Here is a 17802-nt window from a genome sequence, read left to right as displayed (position 1 = left end):
ATCAGCTTCCTGAGAGCAGTGCAAAGGTCATTTCGGCGATGAGGCCCTGGTCAAGCCGATAGCTTGCCGAAACCTGTCCCTCCCACTGTAAGTCACCCCGGGGGTCGTGGACGGTCACATGGACGATCGCGTCTGCACGGTCGTCAGGAAGGGGGTACACCCACAGCAGTCTCGTACTGACCTGGATCTCCACAAACTGCCGGAGAAAATAGGCTCGGATCTGCTCGTGGCCCTCCAGAAGGCCTTGAGCCAGACTCTCCGGGATACGGGCCTCTGGATGGAACAGGGCGACCACAGCCTCAATATCGTGGTCCTCAATGGCTCTATGCAACGCACTAAGGACAAGGGTGACGGCCTTGTCCTGGCTGGCTTCGTCGCGCTGGGAATCCATACGTGTGACCAGACCATCTTCGAGCGTGAAGATGTGCCGCACTCGTGTTTCAGACCACACAGAGCCGTCGGATGCGCTGCGAATGGTCTGGTGGGCCAGGACCGCAACTCGACTATTCCCGAGAACCTGGACGTGGATCGGCGCGAATTCCGCGCGTAAGGCCGTGGTCTCATCAAGCGTGTAGTGGCGGAGAGCCGCCTTGCCGATCAGTCGGCTGTCGTCGATGTCGTTGGTCCAGTCGACATCGGCTGTCACCCTGGCGAAGAAATCATCGAACGCCCGTTTGTTGAACGCTTCGTAGAGTTCGAGAATCTGGGCTTCGCGGGATGTCATGTTGCCTGATCACCCGGTTCAGGCTGCCACCGGCTCAGCCGTCGCTCATGTGAGCCCTTACAGGCCAGGATCAGCCCCACCTCAAGGAGGGTCTGATCCTGGCCTGCTGAGGGTTGAGCTCTGCCTGCGATCATGGTGCAGGCTTGTAGCCCGTCTCGACCTTAAGATAGGCGATCAGATCGATACGATCCTTCGGGTCCTTCAGACCGGCGAACGACATCTTGGTGCCGGGCATGAAACCGCGCGGATCTGCAAGCCACTTGTCCAGGTGTTCACCGTCCCAGACAAAGCCGGCCGCCTTGACGGCGGGGGAGTAGGCGAAGTCCGCAAGCGCACCGGCCTGTCTTCCGAACACGCCGTAGAGGTTCGGACCCGTCAGGGCAGGGCCGCCCTCTGCGATAGTGTGACACGAGCGGCAAAGGGCGAACTTCCGCTGACCATTGGCCAGGTCGCCGCCATTGTAAGGGGCGGGAAGGGTGGCGAGCAGTGCGGCCTTTTCAGCGTCGCTGGGACCCGCTGCGGCGGTCGGAGCGGGCGCGGTTTTAGCCTCGGACCCGTTTTCGGTCTTTGAGCAGGCAACCAGGGACACGCTGAGTGCCGCGATAGCGGCGATTGGAAAAAGGCGCATGAAACTCTCCGAGCGACACTTGGACGCAAACTATGCGACGCCGCGCCACATTCAAATAAAGCCCCGGTTCTGGACCACATTTTCTCGTATACCGGCGTTATGCCGTCAAGCTTCCGTAACGGTTCCAGCAGCACCCCTGCGACAATGATCGGTAGGTTTATGATTCCACACACGAAAGGTGAAATCGCGAACCGTGGTTATGCACATATATATTTGACGGCCGTTAACCATGATCCTACCCAAAAGCGGCGGGGGGGCTGCCCCGCCTCGGGTTGGGAAAAAGTAAGATGGATTGGAACGAGGAACGTACTGCGGTTCTGAAGAAGCTCTGGCTTGAAGGCATGAGCGCAAGCCAGGTAGCCCGACAGCTGGGCGGCGTTAGCCGGAGCGCTGTCATCGGCAAGGTTCATCGCCTTGGCATCACCGCTCGAGAGATGCCGGTACGCCCCCGGGCATCGTCCGCGCGCGTGTCGAACCGGGTCCAGGTCCGTGCGCGTTCCACCACGCCGATCGTGCCGGTCCGAAACCCGGTCATCCGGGTGGCTCCGACCATCGTCGACCTCGAGCCCACCTCGGGCATTCTTGGCCTCGAGACACACTCCTGTCGCTGGCCGATTGGCAATCCGGACCAGACGGATTTCGGGTTCTGCGGACGCGAGAAGCCGAAGCGCGGATCCTATTGCGATCTGCATGCCCAGGGGGCTTTCCGGCGCTTTCAGTCCGCCGGCGAGATCGAGGCCTGGACGCGTCGGGGTGTCCCGGAAAAACGGGTCCAACACCGCCTCGGTTGAGGTCGACCCGTCCGCTCCAGAATTTTCACAGCCTGCTTTGAGTAGATCCCCATGAACATGGTCCTCATCGAGAACACCGCCGGCAGCAGCCAGGTGATCACCATCATCGAGGAATTCGCCGGCCATTCTGTATCGCGCGATCTCAATCCCGGGGACGCGGCGCGAATTCCGGTCAGCCAATTCAAGTCGATCACGGTCCGAGAGACCTATCCAGACGACTGGCTTAGCCGCGGACGGGCCCGTAATCGGGCCGCCGCCAACGCCTGAAGCCGTTTCATCCCCGGCCCTGACCTGGCCCCGCGAGCCTGCCTCGCGGGGCCTTTTTCGAATCCAGGTGGCTTCTGATCCGAACCAGTGCGATCGCGCTCAATTTTCCGTCGCGAGGGCCCGACCTTGGTTGCGTGGAGCCGGGTCACATGACATGAAGTCGCCCACGCGATCCGGGGGGACGACATGGTGGTGCAGGACGTTGGTGAAGATCATGCCCTGCCGCTGCCGAGCTATCTCGGATACCTGCTTTATCAGACCGAACAGCACCGGCGCGCCCTGGCATCCGACTGCATTGCCCGGCATGGCCTGACCTTCTCCAAATGGATCGCCATGATTGCCCTGAGGCGGTTTGGCGAATGCTCCATGACCCGCCTGGCAAAACTCTCGGCCAGCGATCGTACCACCCTGACCCGATCGATTGATGGCTTGATCCGCGATGGTCTGGTTGAGCGCAAGACGTCACCTTCTGACCGTCGCATCGTCGTGATCAGTCTGACGCAGTCAGGCGAGGCCCTGCTCACCCGAATTCGCGCCGATATTCGCCCCCTCAACGCCGAAGTCTGCCGAGATCTGACCGCCGAAGAGCAGGCCGTGATGACTGGCTATTTGCGGAAGATGCTGGGCGGTTTGATCGAAGAGCCCGAGTGGAAGCAGGACGTTCTGGCATTCAATACGCCTCTTGAAGCCCTGGCCGCCCAGGAGTTGTCGGCCTAGTCGTCGCCCCTCGGCTTGCCGCGAAGGCTTTTGATGCCGGCCCGTTTTCCTTTGGTCTCCAGTCGCTTGAGCTTGCTGGAATAGGTGGGTTTGGTCGGTCTTCGGGGCTTGGGTTTCTCCGTGGCCCGTCGGATCAGCTCGATAAGGCGCTCCCGCGCCTCCTGCCGGTTCATTTCCTGCGAGCGGCTGCCCTGTGCAAACAGGACGAGAACGCCGTCCTGGGTCATTCGACTACCGCCCAGACTTTCGAGCCTCTCCTTGACGTCTTCGGGCAGGGCAGGGGAGTTGCGGACGTCGAAGCGCAACTCGATGGCGGATGAGGTCTTGTTGACGTGCTGCCCGCCCGGGCCGGATGCGCGCGCGGCCCGCTCGACAATCTCATCGTCGTCGATCCGAAGCCAGCTGGTGATCTCGATCATCGGCGGCCTCGTATGGCCTTGACGACCACTGTGTCGAGGGCCTGAAGGAACTTGCTGCGGTCCTGGGGACCGAAGGCCTTTGGGCCACTGGTAACCTCGCCCATTGAGCGCAGGTGTTCGCCGATCGACCGCGAGGCCAAGGCAGAGCCGATCATGTCCAGAGTGAAGATCCGGCCATTGGGAGCCAAGGCCGCGGCGCCAGCCTTAAGAACTCGATCGGCCAGCGGAATGTCATTCGTGACCGCGACGTCCCCCGGCTGAGCGCGTTCAGCAATCCAGTCGTCGGCAATGTCAGGGCCGGCATCAACCACGACCTGTTCGACTGCCGGGGTCACCGGAACCCGGATCCAGCTGTTGGAGACGACATAGGTCTTCAGGCCGTAACGTGCGGCGACCTTGTAGACCTCATCCTTCACCGGGCAGGCGTCGGCGTCGATGAAGATCACGGGCGGTCGAGGGGCGTTCACGGCGAGACTCTATGGCATGGACGACCGCGCATAGCACGGACGGCCCCTGAAGATCAGGGGACGCATTGTGCGCAGATTAAGAATCCCGAGCCGGAGCCACCGCTCCTTTGGGGGCAGCCCCGAGTCGGTACGACGGACAAACCTTCTTGGAAGGCCAAAGGGACAGGCTGACTAAACGCATCGGTGATGGTCGGTCGGCCTCGGCTAAGGCGCTGGCAGCATCAGCCGCCTGTCGCATTATCCGCAGCAGGGGTGAAACGGACGGCGGCTTTGAGGCGTGGCGTGTCTTTCCTCTGTCGTCTCTTGATCATGGCACCTTGCAGCAGGAGCTGAACGCGGTTCTGAACAAGTATCAAAGGCGGAGTAACGCCGATGGCGAGATCTACCTTGTCCATGCCGCCGCCGCGCCGCGGCTGACCAGTCTGCAAGCCGTCGACAATTCGACTTGACCCCGAGGCGGCCGCCTGTCTGGCTGGTGCGCCAGCCTTTCTCGACCCATGTAGACCCCAGCAGGTGAAGGGCAGTTCGTCCTGCGCTGGGCAAGGCCGCCCAATGCGACTTTCCACTATCGTTGGCGGTAAAGGGCCAGGTCGATCCCGTGACGATCGACCTTGTCATAGAAGGTCTTGCGCGGGATGCGCAGCACTTCGAGGGTCGCGCGAATATCGCCTGCCGTTGCGGTCAGGGTGTCCTCGATCACACGCGCCTCATAGGAGGCGACGCGCTCAGGCAGGGGCGGGTGCTCCGCCATAGTGCTGGAATCAGCCTCGTCAGCCAGTCCCAGTGCCACGCGCTGGGCATAATGCGCCAGTTCCCGGATATTTCCGGGCCAGCTGTGATTGTGCAGCCGCCAGCGCATCTGGTCGGTGACAACCGGCTGAGGACCGTCCAGTCGCTCACAGGCTCGGGCCAGAAAATGGGCAAACAGCAAGGGAATATCGTCGCGCCGCTCGCGCAGGGGTGGGATTCGCAGGCGCACGACGTCGAGGCGATGGAAAAGGTCCGCCCGAAACAGCCCGCCTGATACGGCCTCGGAGAGGTCTGACTTGACGGATGCCACGACGCGCAGGTCCAGGGTCTGGACCTGGTTGGAGCCCAGCGGCGTGATCTCGCGTTCTTCCAGAACCCGCAGGAACTTGCCCTGAGCTTCGAGGGGCAGGGTCTCGATTTCGTCGAGAAAGAGCGTACCCCGGTCGGCCTGCTGGATGCGGCCGACCCGTTGCCGAACCGCCCCGTCAAAAGCGCCCAGTTCGTGACCGAAAAGCTCGCTATTGAGCGCGGCGGAGGGGAGGGCTGCGCAGTCGACAGCGACAAAAGCGCGATGGCACCGGCGTCCCCAGTTGTGCAGGGCGCGGGCGGCCAGTTCCTTGCCAACGCCGGTCTCGCCCTCGAGCAAGACGTCGACATCGGCATTGGCTAGCTGACGGAGGGTGGCGCGAAGGCGGTCCATGATCGGCGTCTGGCCGATCAGTGGCCAGTCGGTCTTGGCACTCTCGGCAGTGCTGCGAAGAAGACGATTGTCCAGAACCAGCCGACGCTTCTCCAGAGCGCGGCGGATGCTGGCTACCAGTCGTTCTGGACCATAGGGCTTGGCTACGAAGTCATAGACCCCTGCCTGCAGGGCCTCGACCGCTTCGGCGATGTCGCCATGGCCGGTCACAAGGATCACGGGAAGGTCGGGGTCTTCATCCTTGAGCTTCTGAAAAAGCTGCCGGCCATCCATGCGCGGCATCCGGATATCGCTGACGACCGCGCCCGGGAAGTCGCGCCCCAGAACTCGCAGCGCGGCCTCGGCCGAGCTGAAGGCCAGGACCTCGAAGCCGGCCAGTTGCAGCGCCTGGACATTGGCGGCGCGCAAGTCGTTGTCGTCGTCAATGAAGGCTACCTTGTTGACGGGGACATCAGGGATCATTTGGCTTTCCGAAGCGTGATGGCGAAGACCGCGCCGGGTGAATTCGCGGGCTCCAGGGTCAGCTCGCCGCCAAACTCGGCCACGATGTCGCGCGAGATCACAAGGCCAAGGCCCAGGCCTCGAAGCTTTGTGGTGGCGAACGGAATAAACAGGGTCGCCGCAGTGCCCTGACTGACCCCGGGGCCGTTATCGGACACCAGCAAACGGACCAGACCGCGCCGCAAGACGACCCTGAGCGTAATGCGCGGGGTTGCGGTACCTTCCAGGGCCTCAACGGCATTCTGCAGCAGATTGACCAGTACCTGTTCGAGTCGAAAGCGCTCGGCCAAAACGCGCTGGTCTTCCAGGTCGCCGAGACGATCAATCGTGACCCCGTGTTGGCGCAGGCGTGCCCCCATCAACAACAAGGCCCCATCAATGGCGTCGCCCAGGCGCATGGACTGAGGCGGTGCGTTGGTTTTGCGGGCAAAGGAGCGCAGCTCGTTGGTGATCACGCCGATGCGTTCGGTCAGGGACGAGATCTGACCAAGGTTTTCGCGCGCGGGACCCGGCTGCTGGCGATCCAGGAAGACGGCGGCATTGTCGGCATAGGCGCGGATGGCGGCGACGGGCTGGTTGATTTCGTGGGCCACGCCTGCAGCGATCTGGCCCAGCGTCGCCAGCTTGTTGGACTGCACCAGCTCATCCTGCATCAGCTGGATGTGGGCTTGCGCACGGTGTCGCTCATCCATCTCGATGAGCAGCTGGTCATTGGCCCGGCGAAGCTCGGCGGTTCGGTCCTCCACCCGGCCTTCCAGTTCGATGCGGGCTGCCTCCTGCCGCGCAGTCCGGGCAGCCGAGAGACCCCTCCACCGCAGCAGGGCCGCGCAGATCCCGGTCAGGACTACGGCCATGGTGAAGGCCAATACCCGTGCGGCCGTCATGGCCGTCTGAAGCGCAGGACCAGTCGGGGTCAAGGTGAACACCGTCCACCCCGAGGCTCCCACTGGTGTACTTGCCGCCATGAAGCGGGTGGACGACGTCCTTGGCGCGCTCCCGTTCACCAGGGTGGGCTTGCCCCCTGCCACCAGGTTGTCGCTCAGGGGCAGCGAGGAGAACGCTGCTTCGCCAAACTGGTGACTGGCGCGCAAGGCGTCCTTGGTCTTGGCGGAAAGGGGGGCAAGCGTGGCAAACCGCCAGTCTGGCACGCTGGTCACCAGCACCACACCGTCCGGGTCTGCGACGAAAGCAGGCTCCGAGGCCGACCAGTCCTGCTCCAGGGCCTCAAACTCAACTTTCACCACGACCACGCCGGCGACCCCCACCGCGTCATTGACCCGGCGCGACATGAAAAGACCCGGCCGCCGACTGACCGTGCCCAAGGCAAAGAGCTCGGCAACGCCTGAGCGCATGGCGTCCTGGTAATAGGGTCGAAAGCCATAGTGAGAGCCGACGAAGCTGGTCGGTCTGCGCCAATTGCTGGCGGCAATGGTCATGCCCTTGTCGTCCAGCACATAGATCACTGCGGCCCCTGTGCCCTGGCTCAGGGTCTCCAGTTTGCGATTGAGGGCGTCGATGCGAGCGGGTTCAAAATTGCGCAGGGTCGAGGCGACGTCGGGGTCCTGAGCCAGCACGAAGGGCAGGGAGCGGTACTTGGCCAGCTCGCTGCGAAGGACCGCCGCGTGCAATACGGCCGAAGAATGGGCCTGCCGCGCCAGATCCTGACTGACACGCCGGCCGGCCAGTTGTCCGGACGACAGGGTTGCGATGATGGTCATGGCGGTCGCGGCCGCCAGGAAGAGCATCCAGCGTCGGACTACCGGATCTTTTAACCGGCCCCTCAAGACTCCAGGAGACGCCTTGGTCCTGTTTTGTGCGGATTTTCGCACAAAACCATGAAGCTTGAGGCGGAAATGCGCTCGCTCCATAGGGGCCGTTTCCGGGGTTTTTGCCGAAAAATCTTTTGCGGACAATGGAATACGAAACTCGCGTGATTTGCTTGCGCCAAGGCTGGCGACAAATGATCGTCCTTTAAGGCTCCGGTACCAAGGGGCTTCAAGGGACGGAAGCGCGACCGCATTGGGTCGCAGGGCAAAGCAAACATGCGTATCGACTCGACCATGCCGGCTCCCCGAAAGGGCCTCCATCGGCAGCTCTATGCCCAGGTGCTTGTCGCGATCGTCCTCGGTGCCGCGATCGGCCATTTCTGGCCTCAGATCGGCGAGAGCCTGAAGCCCCTTGGCGATGCCTTCATCAAGTTGGTGAAGATGGTCATTGCGCCGGTGATCTTCCTGACGGTGGTGACCGGCATCGCCGGAATGCGCGATCTGGACAAGGTCGGCCGGGTGGCCGCCAAGGCCTTCACCTATTTCTTCTTCTTCTCGACCCTCGCCCTGATCCTGGGGATGGTCGTCGCCAACCTGGTGCATCCTGGTGCCGGAATGAACATCGATCCAGCCAGCCTCGATGCCGGTAAGGTCGCCAGCTATGCGTCCAAGGCACACGATCAGTCGATCGTCGGCTTCCTGATGCACATCATCCCCGACACCGTGGTCAGCGCCTTCGCCGACGGCGAGATCCTGCAGGTGCTGTTCGTCTCGATCCTCTTTGGCCTGTCCCTGGCCATGGTGGGTGAGCCGGCCAAGCCGGTGGTCGATTTCCTGGAAAGCGTTGCCCAGGCCTTTTTCAAGCTCGTCCACATCGTCATGCAGGCCGCGCCGATCGGGGCCTTCGGTGCCTTCGCTTTCACCATCGGCAAGTTTGGTCTTGGCTCCATCGCCAATCTGGCCGGCCTGGTGGCGACCTTCTATCTGACCTCGTTCCTTTTTGTTGTCGTGGTGCTGGGCCTGGTGGCCTGGGCCAACGGCTTCTCGATTTTCCGCCTGATCCGCTACCTGCGCGCTGAGATCCTGCTGGTGCTGGGAACCAGTTCGTCAGAGGCCGCCCTGCCCAGTCTGATCGAGAAACTGGAAAAAGCCGGCTGTGCCAAGTCCGTGGTCGGGCTTGTGGTGCCCACCGGCTATTCGTTCAATCTGGACGGCACCAATATCTATATGACCCTGGCGGCGCTGTTCATTGCGCAGGCCTGCAATGTGCCCCTGACGATTGGCGACCAACTGTTGCTGCTGGGCGTGGCCATGATCAGCTCCAAGGGCGCGGCCGGCGTCACCGGTGCCGGGTTCATTACACTCGCGGCCACGCTGTCGGTGGTGCCCTCGGTGCCCGTGGCCGGAATGGCCCTGATCCTGGGCGTTGACCGGTTCATGTCCGAGTGCCGGGCCCTGACCAATTTCATCGGCAATGCCGTCGCTACCGTTGTGGTCTCGCGCTGGGAAAAGGCTCTCGACACCGAACAATTGAAGATCGCCCTGAGCGGGTCCGGCGATGTGTCGCCTTCCGCGCAAGCGGGTCCTGACGCGGCGCCAACGCCTTAGATTTCAACAACAAAAACAAGAATGTAGGGGAGTTTCTATGCAAACCAAGTTTCGTAACAGCTTGATCCAGGGCGTCGCATTCGCTGCCCTGCTGTCGACCGCCGCCTACGCTCAGCCGGCCACATCCGGCGAAGACGCCGTCAAGGTCGAGGAGATCGTCGTCGTTGGCAGCCAGATCAAGGGTGCCAAGACGACCGCCTCGCTGCCGGTCACAGTGATGGACAACAGTCAGATCATCGCCACGGGCGCGGTGTCGGGCGATGACCTGTTCCGGTCCATTCCGATCATGGGCGATGTGTTCATCAACCCCAGCAACGCGGCCCAGACGAGCAATTCGACGCGGGGCGATGTCAATTCGATCAATCTGCGCAGCCTGGGCGTCGGCAACACTCTGGTGCTGCTCAACGGCCGTCGTCTGGTGTCACATCCGACCAGCCAGTCGTCGGGCACTGTCCCGCTCCTGGGCTACAATGCCAACGCCATCCCTACCGCCAATCTGGAACGCCTTGAGATCCTGCGCGATGGCGCTGCGGCCATCTATGGTGCCGACGCGGTCGCCGGTGTGGTCAATACCGTGCTGCAAAGTGACTTCGACGGCCTGACGGTCGACGCGCAGTATGGCTGGGCCGAGGGAACCCACCGCAAGGAGTACAGCAGCAATATCTACGGCGGAAAGAACTTCGCCGATGGCCGCGGCAACATCTCGATCAATGCCAACTTTACCGAGCGCACGGCTCAACGGCCCAGCGACCGGCCCTATACCGCCAACCAGGATCTGCGGCCGCTGTTTGCCGGCTTTACGGCTTTTGCGGGCAGCGCAGCGCCCGATAACCGGGGTAACCAGAACTCGTTTGCCAATTTCACCGTGGTCGGCGCTGGCGGCATAGTCAGGCAGGGCACGACGGCGCTCACGACGGCGGCCGGCGCAGGTCACATCCAGCCGAACAACATCGTTGGCTGTGGGGCCCAACTGAGCAACGGCCTTTGCCTAGGGTCAGGCAATCTGGCCACCGCAAGCACGGCCAACTTCCTGCGCTATAACGCGCCGCAGAACGACGCCATCACTGTCGCACCGAAGATCAGCCGCCAGAACGTCTTCTTCAACGGCCATTTCGACATCAGCGAGACCCTGACCGCCTATGGCGAGCTTGGTTACTACCATGCGCAGTCCGAAGCTCTCACGACCCAGGGCACGAGCCTGGTGGCGATCGGTGTGCCGGCCAGTAACTACTTCAACCCCTTTGGCATGGCTGTGTTCGCCAATGGACAGGTCAATCCGAACCGGCTCGCCAATCTGTCGACCAATGTGCCCGCAACAGGCCGGGCGGTGACCTTCACCAACTATCGCTTCAATGATCTGGGTCCCAACAAGGTTGAGGTCGAGAACTATCAGACCCGCTTCCTGGCTGGCCTGAAGGGGGAGAAGTCCGGGTTCAATTGGGATTCTGCGATCCTCTATTCCAAGGCCGATGCCGAGGACGAGTCCGACGGGATCGATAGCAAGCAGCTCGCCGCCCAACTCGCGCTCTCGACGCCCGATGCCTACAATCCCTTCAACGGCGGTTGCCTGGACGGGGAGGGCGGGCGCGACTGTACGCCCAGCTCCAAGGCCGCTTTGGATGCCATTCGCTTCCGTCTGAAGCGTCATTCGACCACGACCCTGACCCTGGCCGATTTCAAGGTTTCCAAGCCTGACTTGCTGACCATTTGGGCCGGTGATGTCGGTGTCGCTGCGGGTGTGGAGTTCCGTCACGAAACCCAGCAGGATCGCCGAGACCCGCAGGTGGATGGTCGGACGCCCTTCACCGATCCGGTCACAGGCCTGACCAGCAACAGCAATGTCACGGGCGTCAACGACACACCCAGCACCAAGGGCTCGCGCGATGTCGGCTCGGCCTTCATCGAGTTCGCCCTGCCGCTGGTTTCGCCGGAGATGAACATCCCGCTGGTGCGTCGCATCGACGTGCAGCTGGCGGGACGCATGGAAGAGTACAGCGACTTTGGATCCGTCGCCAAACCCAAGGTGGCCTTCGCCTGGGATGTCGTCGACGGCCTGAGGGTGCGGGGCTCCTGGCAACAGGGCTTCAGAGCGCCAAACCTTGAGACCACCAACCCCTTCAGCTACGCGCGGACCAATACGGTCACCGACTACTATCGTTGCGAAGCCGACCTGAAGGCAGGCCGGATCACCACCTTCGGTGCCTGTTCGCGCGGCGTCGGCATTCGCTTTACGACGGCAGGCAATCCCAAGCTCAAGGCCGAGGAGAGCGAGAGCTATTCGGTGGGGCTCGTTTTGCAGCCGACCTTTATTCCTGAACGCTTTGGACGTTTCACCTTCACGGCGGATCGTTGGCAAATCGAGCAGGAGGGCATTGTCGGAACCCTGGGTTCGCGCAACATCGCCGTGCAAGACTACCTGGCCCGCCTGAGTGGATCCAGCAACGAGAACGTCATCCGCGCGGCACCGACGGTCGATGATGTCGCCTTCTTCGCAGGAACGGGCCTGGCCCCGGTCGGCCAGATCCTCGAGATCCGCGACCAGTTCAAGAACCTTCAGCCCCAGACGGTCAGCGGTGTTGATCTTGGCCTGGACTGGAGCCTGCGCACCAAGTCTTACGGTCGCTTCTCGGTCAATATCGACGCCAGCTATATGGACGTGTTCAGCCAGGAACTGGCCCCGCCGATCCAGGCTCTTTTCGATGCGCGCGCGGCTGGAAAGATCAACCCGGCCACGCCGCTGTCCGATCCGAGCGACCTGCTGCGCAAGAACGGCAAGCCGGAATGGAAGGGGTCGAGCACGATGACCTGGCGCGACGGTCCCTATCAGATCGGCGCTTCCATCCTCTACACCAGCTCGATGCAGGACACCGATCTGCTGGCGGTTGACGGCACGCCCTGGAGGGTCAAGTCCCTCACGACGGCCAACCTCTATGCCCAGTATCGCTTCCAGTCCGAAGGGCTGCTTTCGGAGACCCGTCTGCGCCTGGGTGCCCGCAACATCTTCGACAAGGATCCTCCCCTGTCGTCGAGCGGCTATATTGGATCGATCTACAACCCCTATGCCCGCTACTGGTATCTCAACGTCAGCAAGTCGTTTTAAGGCTTGAGGTGCGACCGGTCGTCTGCCTTCCAGGCTGAGCGGCCGGTCGCACTGTCCTTCGAGTGTGAGTTCGATCTGATGACGCCGATGTTCCGGACTGTATGCCGAGCCACTCTGGCCCTTGCCCTCACGCTTGTGGCCAACGGTGTACAGGCCCAGGAAGCCAGGACCTGTCCTGAAGGTCTGCCCGCCGCGACGCGTTGTCTGTCCGGCCAGGACGCCAATGGTGCCTGGTACTGGATTGCCATTCCCAAGGCCTGGAACGGCTCACTGGTTCTGCACACCCATGGCGGTCCGCGCCTGAAGGCACCAAAGCCCGACGACGCCATTGAGGACCTGCAGCGCTTTTCGGTCACTGTGGCCGAGGGGTTTGCCTGGGCCGGCTCCAACTATCGCCGCTCCGGCTTCGGCACGCGCAGCGCCGCCGAAGACAGTGACAATCTGCGCAAGATCTTCTGGGAAAAGTTTGGCCGCCCAAAGCGCACCCTCCTGCATGGCCAGTCCTGGGGTGCCAATGTCGCGGCCCGCGCGGCTGAGCTGTATGGCCAGGGTGCGGATGGTCGGCCGGTCTATGACGGCGTCATTCTGACCAATGGCGTGCTGGGCGGCGGCACACGATCCTACGATTTTCGCGCCGATCTTCGGGCGGTCTATCAATACTACTGCGGCAACCATCCGGCGGCAGGTGAGCCTGCCTATCCGCTTTTTCAGGGGCTGCCAGTCGGTTCGACCCTAAAGAACAAGGACCTGGATGAGCGCCTCAATGCCTGTACGGGCCTTGACAAACCCATCGGTGAGCGGACGCCACAGCAGGCAAGGGCCTTGAGGAACATTCTGGCTGTCACCCGCATTCCCGAGCGGACGCTGGGCAGCCACCTTACCTTTGCCACCTTCACCTTTGCCGACATCGTCAATCTGCGCCTTGGCGGAAAGAGCCCGTTCTCAAATATTGGGGTCAAGTACAGCGGCTCGGACGACGATGTTGCGCTCAATCGCGATGTCCAGCGTTTCGGCGCTGACCCCGAGGGCTTCCGGAATCTTGCCGAGGACAGTGACATGACCGGCAAGCTGACCGTGCCGACCCTGACCTTGCACGCCATCCATGATCCGACCGCATTCGTCGAACTGGAACATGCCTTTCGCGACACCGTCGCAGCAGCCGGGGCCTCTGACCGGCTCGTCCAGGCCTTCACCTCTGAACACGAGCATAGCAAACTGGCCACGCCGGAGTATGCGGCCCTGCTGCGCGCCATGACGGCCTGGATAGAGCAGGGGGCAAAGCCGTCGCCTGCCGCGTTGGCGTCCCTTTGCGCCTCGGCTGTGGCAACCTATGGCGAGGCCTGCCATTTCGATGTCGACTACTATCCGGCTTCGCTGTCGAGCCGAAGCTACGGGCGTCAAAAGCCGAGCCTTGATCGCCGTTGAATTTGAGGTCCGGTCAGGCGAGCGAGATGGGGCGCTGGATCAGCACGGGGCCTCCGAGCCGGGAGTTTAGCCAGCGGCCAGAGTGGGACAGAGAGGGCTTCGCCGGGGACTTTGCCAGCCGGTGAAGGATCTGGCGAATTGGGGGGCAGAGCATGGCGTGCGCGCATGAAACCTCAGGCCCTCAGCGGGCCTGACAATCCGGTTGGCCTTTCCAAAGCTTAAGGGGTGGTCTCGACGGCGCGGGCTGTCTTATGTTGCCGCCATGACGTCCAAAGCCATGACCGCCAAGCCGCGCCTGAAGATGGCAGACATCGCCCGCATGGCTGGCGTTTCGACTTCGACCGTTTCGCGCGCCCTGGCCGGTAACACCCTGATTCCTCAGCCCCTGCGCGAGCGTATTGTGGCTCTGGCCCTTGCGGAGGGCTATGTCGTCAATCAGCAGGCCCGGGGTCTTCGGCTGCAGCGTACCCAGACAATCAATGTGGTCATTCCCCTCGGGCACGATGCCGATCAGATGATCTCTGATCCGTTTTTCCTGGAGATGGTCGGGCGCCTCGCCGATGAAATCACCCTGCGCGGTTACGAAGTGCTGCTGACCAAGGTCCTGGCACCGACCCCGGGCTGGCTTGATCGGATCATTCAACTCAATCGCTCAGACGGTCTGCTGATCATTGGGCAGAGCAATCAGCACCAGGCCTTGAATGCCGTAGCCGATGCCTATGGCCCCTTGGTGGTCTGGGGCGGTGATTTGCCAGACCGGCGCTATTGTACGGTTGGAGTCGACAATGTCGCGGGCGCGCGTCTGGCAGTGGAGCATCTGATCGGGCGGGGCCGTCGGCGCATTGCCTTCCTGGGTCTACCTGAAGCCCCCGAAGTCGTCTTGCGGCGGCAAGGCTATCTTGAAGCCCTGGAGGCAGCTGGAATCGCGGCGGATCCGGCGCTGTCGGTGCCGGCTCATTTCAGTGGCGAACCGGAATTGGAAGGCATTCAGTATCTGCTGTCGGCGGGTGTGTCGTTCGATGCGGTTTTCGCCGCCTCTGATGTGATCGCGCTGGGGGCCATTCGGGCCTTGGCGGAGGCGGGCCTCAGGACGCCGGAGGACGTCTCGGTCGTAGGCTTCGATGACGTGACTGTGGCGCGCTACAGCTGGCCCCCCCTGACCACGATCCGTCAGGATCTCGGCTGCGGGGCGCGGGAAATGGTCAATCTTCTGTTTGCCCGGATCAATGGGCAGACTACGGACTCGGTGTTCATGGCCCCGCAATTGGTCATCCGCCAGACTTGAAGGCCTCGGCGATACCGGTGAAATTTTCCCTTCTGGCGTAAGGAAAACGCTGGCTAGTCCTGAAATGCGCGGCAAATTGCGCTTGCAATCGATTGCAGAGTCGTCATTCATTGATCTTAGACATCCGGGAACGATCCCAGGATGCGGCAATCGGCGCCAATGAGCGCGAGCGGGAGGAAACACGATGGGGACCAAATCAATCCTGATGGCCAGCGCAGCTCTGGCGCTACTTGCGGCCGGATCGGCTCAGGCCCAAACGGCCGAAACGAGCAAGGACGACGTCCTGGCCCTTGACGGTGTGATCGTTACCGCGTCGCGGGCCGGGGTGACCAAGATGACGTCGTCGGTTTCGGTCAGTTCGCTGTCGTCCGCACAGATCGCGGCCCAGGCCCCGCGCTCGACCGCTGAAATCTTCCGCGGCCTGCCCGGCATCCGCTCGGAATCGACCGGCGGCGAAGGCAATGCCAACATCGCCGTGCGCGGTCTGCCGGTCGCCTCGGGCGGTGCCAAGTTCCTGCAGCTGCAGGAAGACGGCCTGCCGGTCATGGAATTCGGCGACATCGCCTTCGGTAATGCCGACATCTTCCTGCGCGCCGACGCCAATGTCAGCCGCATCGAGTCGGTTCGTGGCGGCTCGTCCTCGACCTTCGCCTCGAACTCGCCCGGCGGCGTGATCAACTTCATCAGCAAGACCGGCGAAATCGAGGGCGGTGCCGTCGCCCTGACCAAGGGGCTGGGCTATGACCATACCCGCCTCGACTTCGACTATGGCGCGCCGATCAGCGACACGCTGCGGTTCCACCTCGGCGGCTTTTATCGCGCCGGCGAAGGCCCGCGTCAGTCGGGCTACACCTCGGAAAAGGGCGGCCAGATCAAGGCCAACCTAACTAAGGACTTCGAGAACGGCTATATCCGTCTGAATGCCAAGTATCTGAATGATCGCGCGGTCGGCTATCTGCCGATGCCGGTCCGGGCGACGGGCACCAACGGCGATGCCAGCATTGGCTCCTTCGCCGGCTTCGATATCGGCCACGACGATATCCAGTCGATCTATCTGTCGAGCAACCCCGGTCTGGACGGTGATGGCAACCGCCGGATCAGCAGGGTCTCGGACGGCATGCACCCCGACAGCCTGCAGTTCGGCGCGGAAGCCAAGTTCGACGTCGGCGGCGGCTGGTCCCTGGAGAACCGCTTCAAGGTCGCCAAGACCTCGGGTCGTTTCGTCTCGCCGTTCCCGGCCGAGGTGGCCACGGCCTCGAGCCTGGCGACCTCCATCGGCGGCACCGGCGCGACCCTGCGCTATGCCAACGGTCCCAAGGCTGGTCAGTCGATCACCACGCCGTCCAGCCTGAACGGCAACGGTCTGGCGATGCGCGTTCACATGTTCGACGTCGAGATCAATGACTTCGGCAACGCCATGAACGACCTGAAGCTGTCGCGCAGCTTCGACGTCGCCGGCCTGTCGCCGATCGACGTGACGGTGGGCTACTACAAGTCCAGCCAGACCATCGCCATGGACTGGCTATGGAACACCTTCCTCATGGAAGTGAAGGGCGACAATGGCGCGCTGCTGAACGTCTATAACGGCGCCGGCTCACTGGTGACCCAGGGCGGCCTCGTCGCCTACGGGGTGCCGTTCTGGGGCAACTGCTGCACCCGTCGCTATGATGTCACCTACGATATCGACGCTCCGTATCTGAGCCTCGGCACCAAGGTCGGTGCCCTGACCCTCGATGCCAGCCTGCGCCATGACAGCGGCAAGGCCCGTGGTCGTTATGCCGGTGCCAAGCAGGCGACCAACCTCGACGTCAATGGCGATGGCGCAATCCAGCGGACTGAGGCCAGCGTGTCGGTCATCGACAATGCCAACGCCTCACCGGTGGACTACGAGTGGAACTACACCTCGTGGTCGGTGGGTGCGAACTACCAGTTCAACCCCGACCTCGCCGCCTTTGCCCGCGCGAGCCGCGGTGGACGCGCCAATGCCGACCGCCTGCTGTTCGGCAAGGTGGCGGCAGACGGTTCGGTGGCCAAGGCCGACGCCGTGGACATGGTCGACCAGATGGAAGCCGGCGTGAAGTATCGCCGCGACGGCTTCGGTCTGTTCGCCACGGCCTTCTGGGCCAAGACCGAAGAGCAGAACTTCGAAGCCACCAGCCAGAAGTTCTTTGATCGGACCTACCTGGCCAAGGGTATCGAACTGGAAGCCAGCTACCGTAACGGTGGCTTCTCGGTGACCGGCGGTGCCACCTATACCGACGCCACGATCGACAAGGATGCACTCAGCCCCGCCGTCGTCGGTAACACGCCGCGCCGTCAGGCCAAGTGGATCTACCAGGTTGCCCCGACCTATGTCTGGGACAAGGTCACGGTCGGTGCCAGTGTGATCGGGACCGCCAGGGCCTATGCCCAGGACGACAACCAGCTGGTCTTCCCGGCCTTCGCCCAGGTCAATGCCTTCGCCGAATACAAGGTGTCGGAAGGCCTCAGCCTGTCGCTCAATGCCAACAACCTCTTCGACGAAGTTGGCCTGACCGAGGCTGAAGAGGGCGCGATCACAGCCGGAACGATCAATGCGATCCGTGCACGGTCGATCAATGGCCGGACCGTAACCGCGACCCTTCGCTACAGCTTCTAAGACCAACCCTGCGGGC

General features: G+C 62.6%; 15 protein-coding genes and 1 pseudogene. 10 read left to right on the top strand and 6 right to left on the bottom strand.

Annotated elements, in window-relative coordinates:
* Position 1: 1 nt before the first annotated feature.
* Together ACW17U_RS09940 and ACW17U_RS09935 are read right to left on the bottom strand one after the other, a co-directional pair.
* Positions 2-724, bottom strand: a complete 723-nt coding sequence (locus tag ACW17U_RS09940; protein WP_492052246.1) for a nuclear transport factor 2 family protein — start codon at positions 722-724, stop codon at positions 2-4.
* A gap of 130 nt (positions 725-854) precedes the next feature.
* Positions 855-1352, bottom strand: coding sequence for a c-type cytochrome (locus ACW17U_RS09935; RefSeq protein ID WP_492052244.1), 498 nt, complete (start codon positions 1350-1352; stop codon positions 855-857).
* Positions 1353-1639: 287 nt separating this feature from the next.
* Between ACW17U_RS09935 and ACW17U_RS09930 the strand changes: the two genes are divergently transcribed.
* The 3 genes from ACW17U_RS09930 (at position 1640) to ACW17U_RS09920 (ending at position 3127) form a co-directional block, all read left to right on the top strand.
* Positions 1640-2143, top strand: a complete 504-nt coding sequence (locus ACW17U_RS09930) for a GcrA family cell cycle regulator (RefSeq protein WP_492052243.1) — start codon at positions 1640-1642, stop codon at positions 2141-2143.
* A 51-nt stretch (positions 2144-2194) separates the two neighbouring features.
* Positions 2195-2410 (top strand): hypothetical protein, encoded by a 216-nt coding sequence (locus ACW17U_RS09925; RefSeq protein WP_062145704.1) that lies wholly within the window; start codon positions 2195-2197, stop codon positions 2408-2410.
* A 186-nt stretch (positions 2411-2596) separates the two neighbouring features.
* On the top strand, positions 2597-3127 hold the full coding sequence (locus ACW17U_RS09920) for a MarR family winged helix-turn-helix transcriptional regulator (protein ID WP_492052240.1): 531 nt from the start codon (positions 2597-2599) through the stop codon (positions 3125-3127).
* Here the strand turns inward: ACW17U_RS09920 and arfB are convergent.
* Positions 3124-3546, bottom strand: coding sequence for an alternative ribosome rescue aminoacyl-tRNA hydrolase ArfB (gene arfB / locus ACW17U_RS09915; RefSeq protein WP_492052238.1), 423 nt, complete (start codon positions 3544-3546; stop codon positions 3124-3126). The two genes, ACW17U_RS09920 and arfB, sit on opposite strands and share 4 nt — an antisense overlap.
* Positions 3543-3992 (bottom strand): YaiI/YqxD family protein, encoded by a 450-nt coding sequence (locus tag ACW17U_RS09910; protein WP_062145710.1) that lies wholly within the window; start codon positions 3990-3992, stop codon positions 3543-3545. The genes arfB and ACW17U_RS09910 overlap by 4 nt, the downstream gene beginning before the upstream one ends.
* Before the next feature lie 167 nt (positions 3993-4159).
* On the opposite strand from ACW17U_RS09910, the gene ACW17U_RS09905 reads away from it, so the two are divergent.
* Positions 4160-4462, top strand: coding sequence for a hypothetical protein (locus ACW17U_RS09905; protein WP_492052236.1), 303 nt, complete (start codon positions 4160-4162; stop codon positions 4460-4462).
* A gap of 116 nt (positions 4463-4578) precedes the next feature.
* On the opposite strand, the gene ACW17U_RS09900 is transcribed toward ACW17U_RS09905, so the two are convergent.
* Together ACW17U_RS09900 and ACW17U_RS09895 are read right to left on the bottom strand one after the other, a co-directional pair.
* Positions 4579-5925, bottom strand: a complete 1347-nt coding sequence (locus ACW17U_RS09900; protein WP_062145716.1) for a sigma-54-dependent transcriptional regulator — start codon at positions 5923-5925, stop codon at positions 4579-4581.
* Positions 5922-7682, bottom strand: a complete 1761-nt coding sequence (locus ACW17U_RS09895; RefSeq protein ID WP_492052234.1) for a sensor histidine kinase — start codon at positions 7680-7682, stop codon at positions 5922-5924. Before ACW17U_RS09895 ends, ACW17U_RS09900 begins: the two co-directional genes overlap by 4 nt.
* A gap of 324 nt (positions 7683-8006) precedes the next feature.
* Between ACW17U_RS09895 and ACW17U_RS09890 the strand changes: the two genes are divergently transcribed.
* From ACW17U_RS09890 to ACW17U_RS09865, 6 genes and pseudogenes are all read left to right on the top strand, one after another.
* Entirely contained in the window at positions 8007-9338 is a 1332-nt protein-coding gene (locus ACW17U_RS09890) for a dicarboxylate/amino acid:cation symporter (RefSeq protein WP_492052232.1), read from the top strand.
* A 37-nt stretch (positions 9339-9375) separates the two neighbouring features.
* Entirely contained in the window at positions 9376-12438 is a 3063-nt protein-coding gene (locus ACW17U_RS09885) for a TonB-dependent receptor plug domain-containing protein (protein ID WP_492052230.1), read from the top strand.
* 78 nt (positions 12439-12516) lie between these two features.
* Positions 12517-13863 carry a hypothetical protein gene (locus ACW17U_RS09880; protein ID WP_492052228.1) on the top strand — a complete coding sequence of 449 codons (1347 nt, stop codon included), beginning with the start codon at positions 12517-12519 and terminating at the stop codon, positions 13861-13863.
* Between the two features lie 292 nt (positions 13864-14155).
* Positions 14156-14221, top strand: a pseudogene (locus ACW17U_RS09875) (LacI family DNA-binding transcriptional regulator); the annotation flags it as partial.
* On the top strand, positions 14219-15148 hold the full coding sequence (locus ACW17U_RS09870; protein WP_492055720.1) for a LacI family DNA-binding transcriptional regulator: 930 nt from the start codon (positions 14219-14221) through the stop codon (positions 15146-15148). The pseudogene ACW17U_RS09875 and the gene ACW17U_RS09870, both read left to right, overlap by 3 nt.
* Before the next feature lie 184 nt (positions 15149-15332).
* Positions 15333-17786 carry a TonB-dependent receptor domain-containing protein gene (locus ACW17U_RS09865; protein ID WP_492052226.1) on the top strand — a complete coding sequence of 818 codons (2454 nt, stop codon included), beginning with the start codon at positions 15333-15335 and terminating at the stop codon, positions 17784-17786.
* Positions 17787-17802: the final 16 nt, after the last annotated feature.

Source organism: Caulobacter sp. AVps16 (genome assembly GCF_058681455.1).
This window is presented reverse-complemented; position numbering and strand designations above follow the sequence as displayed.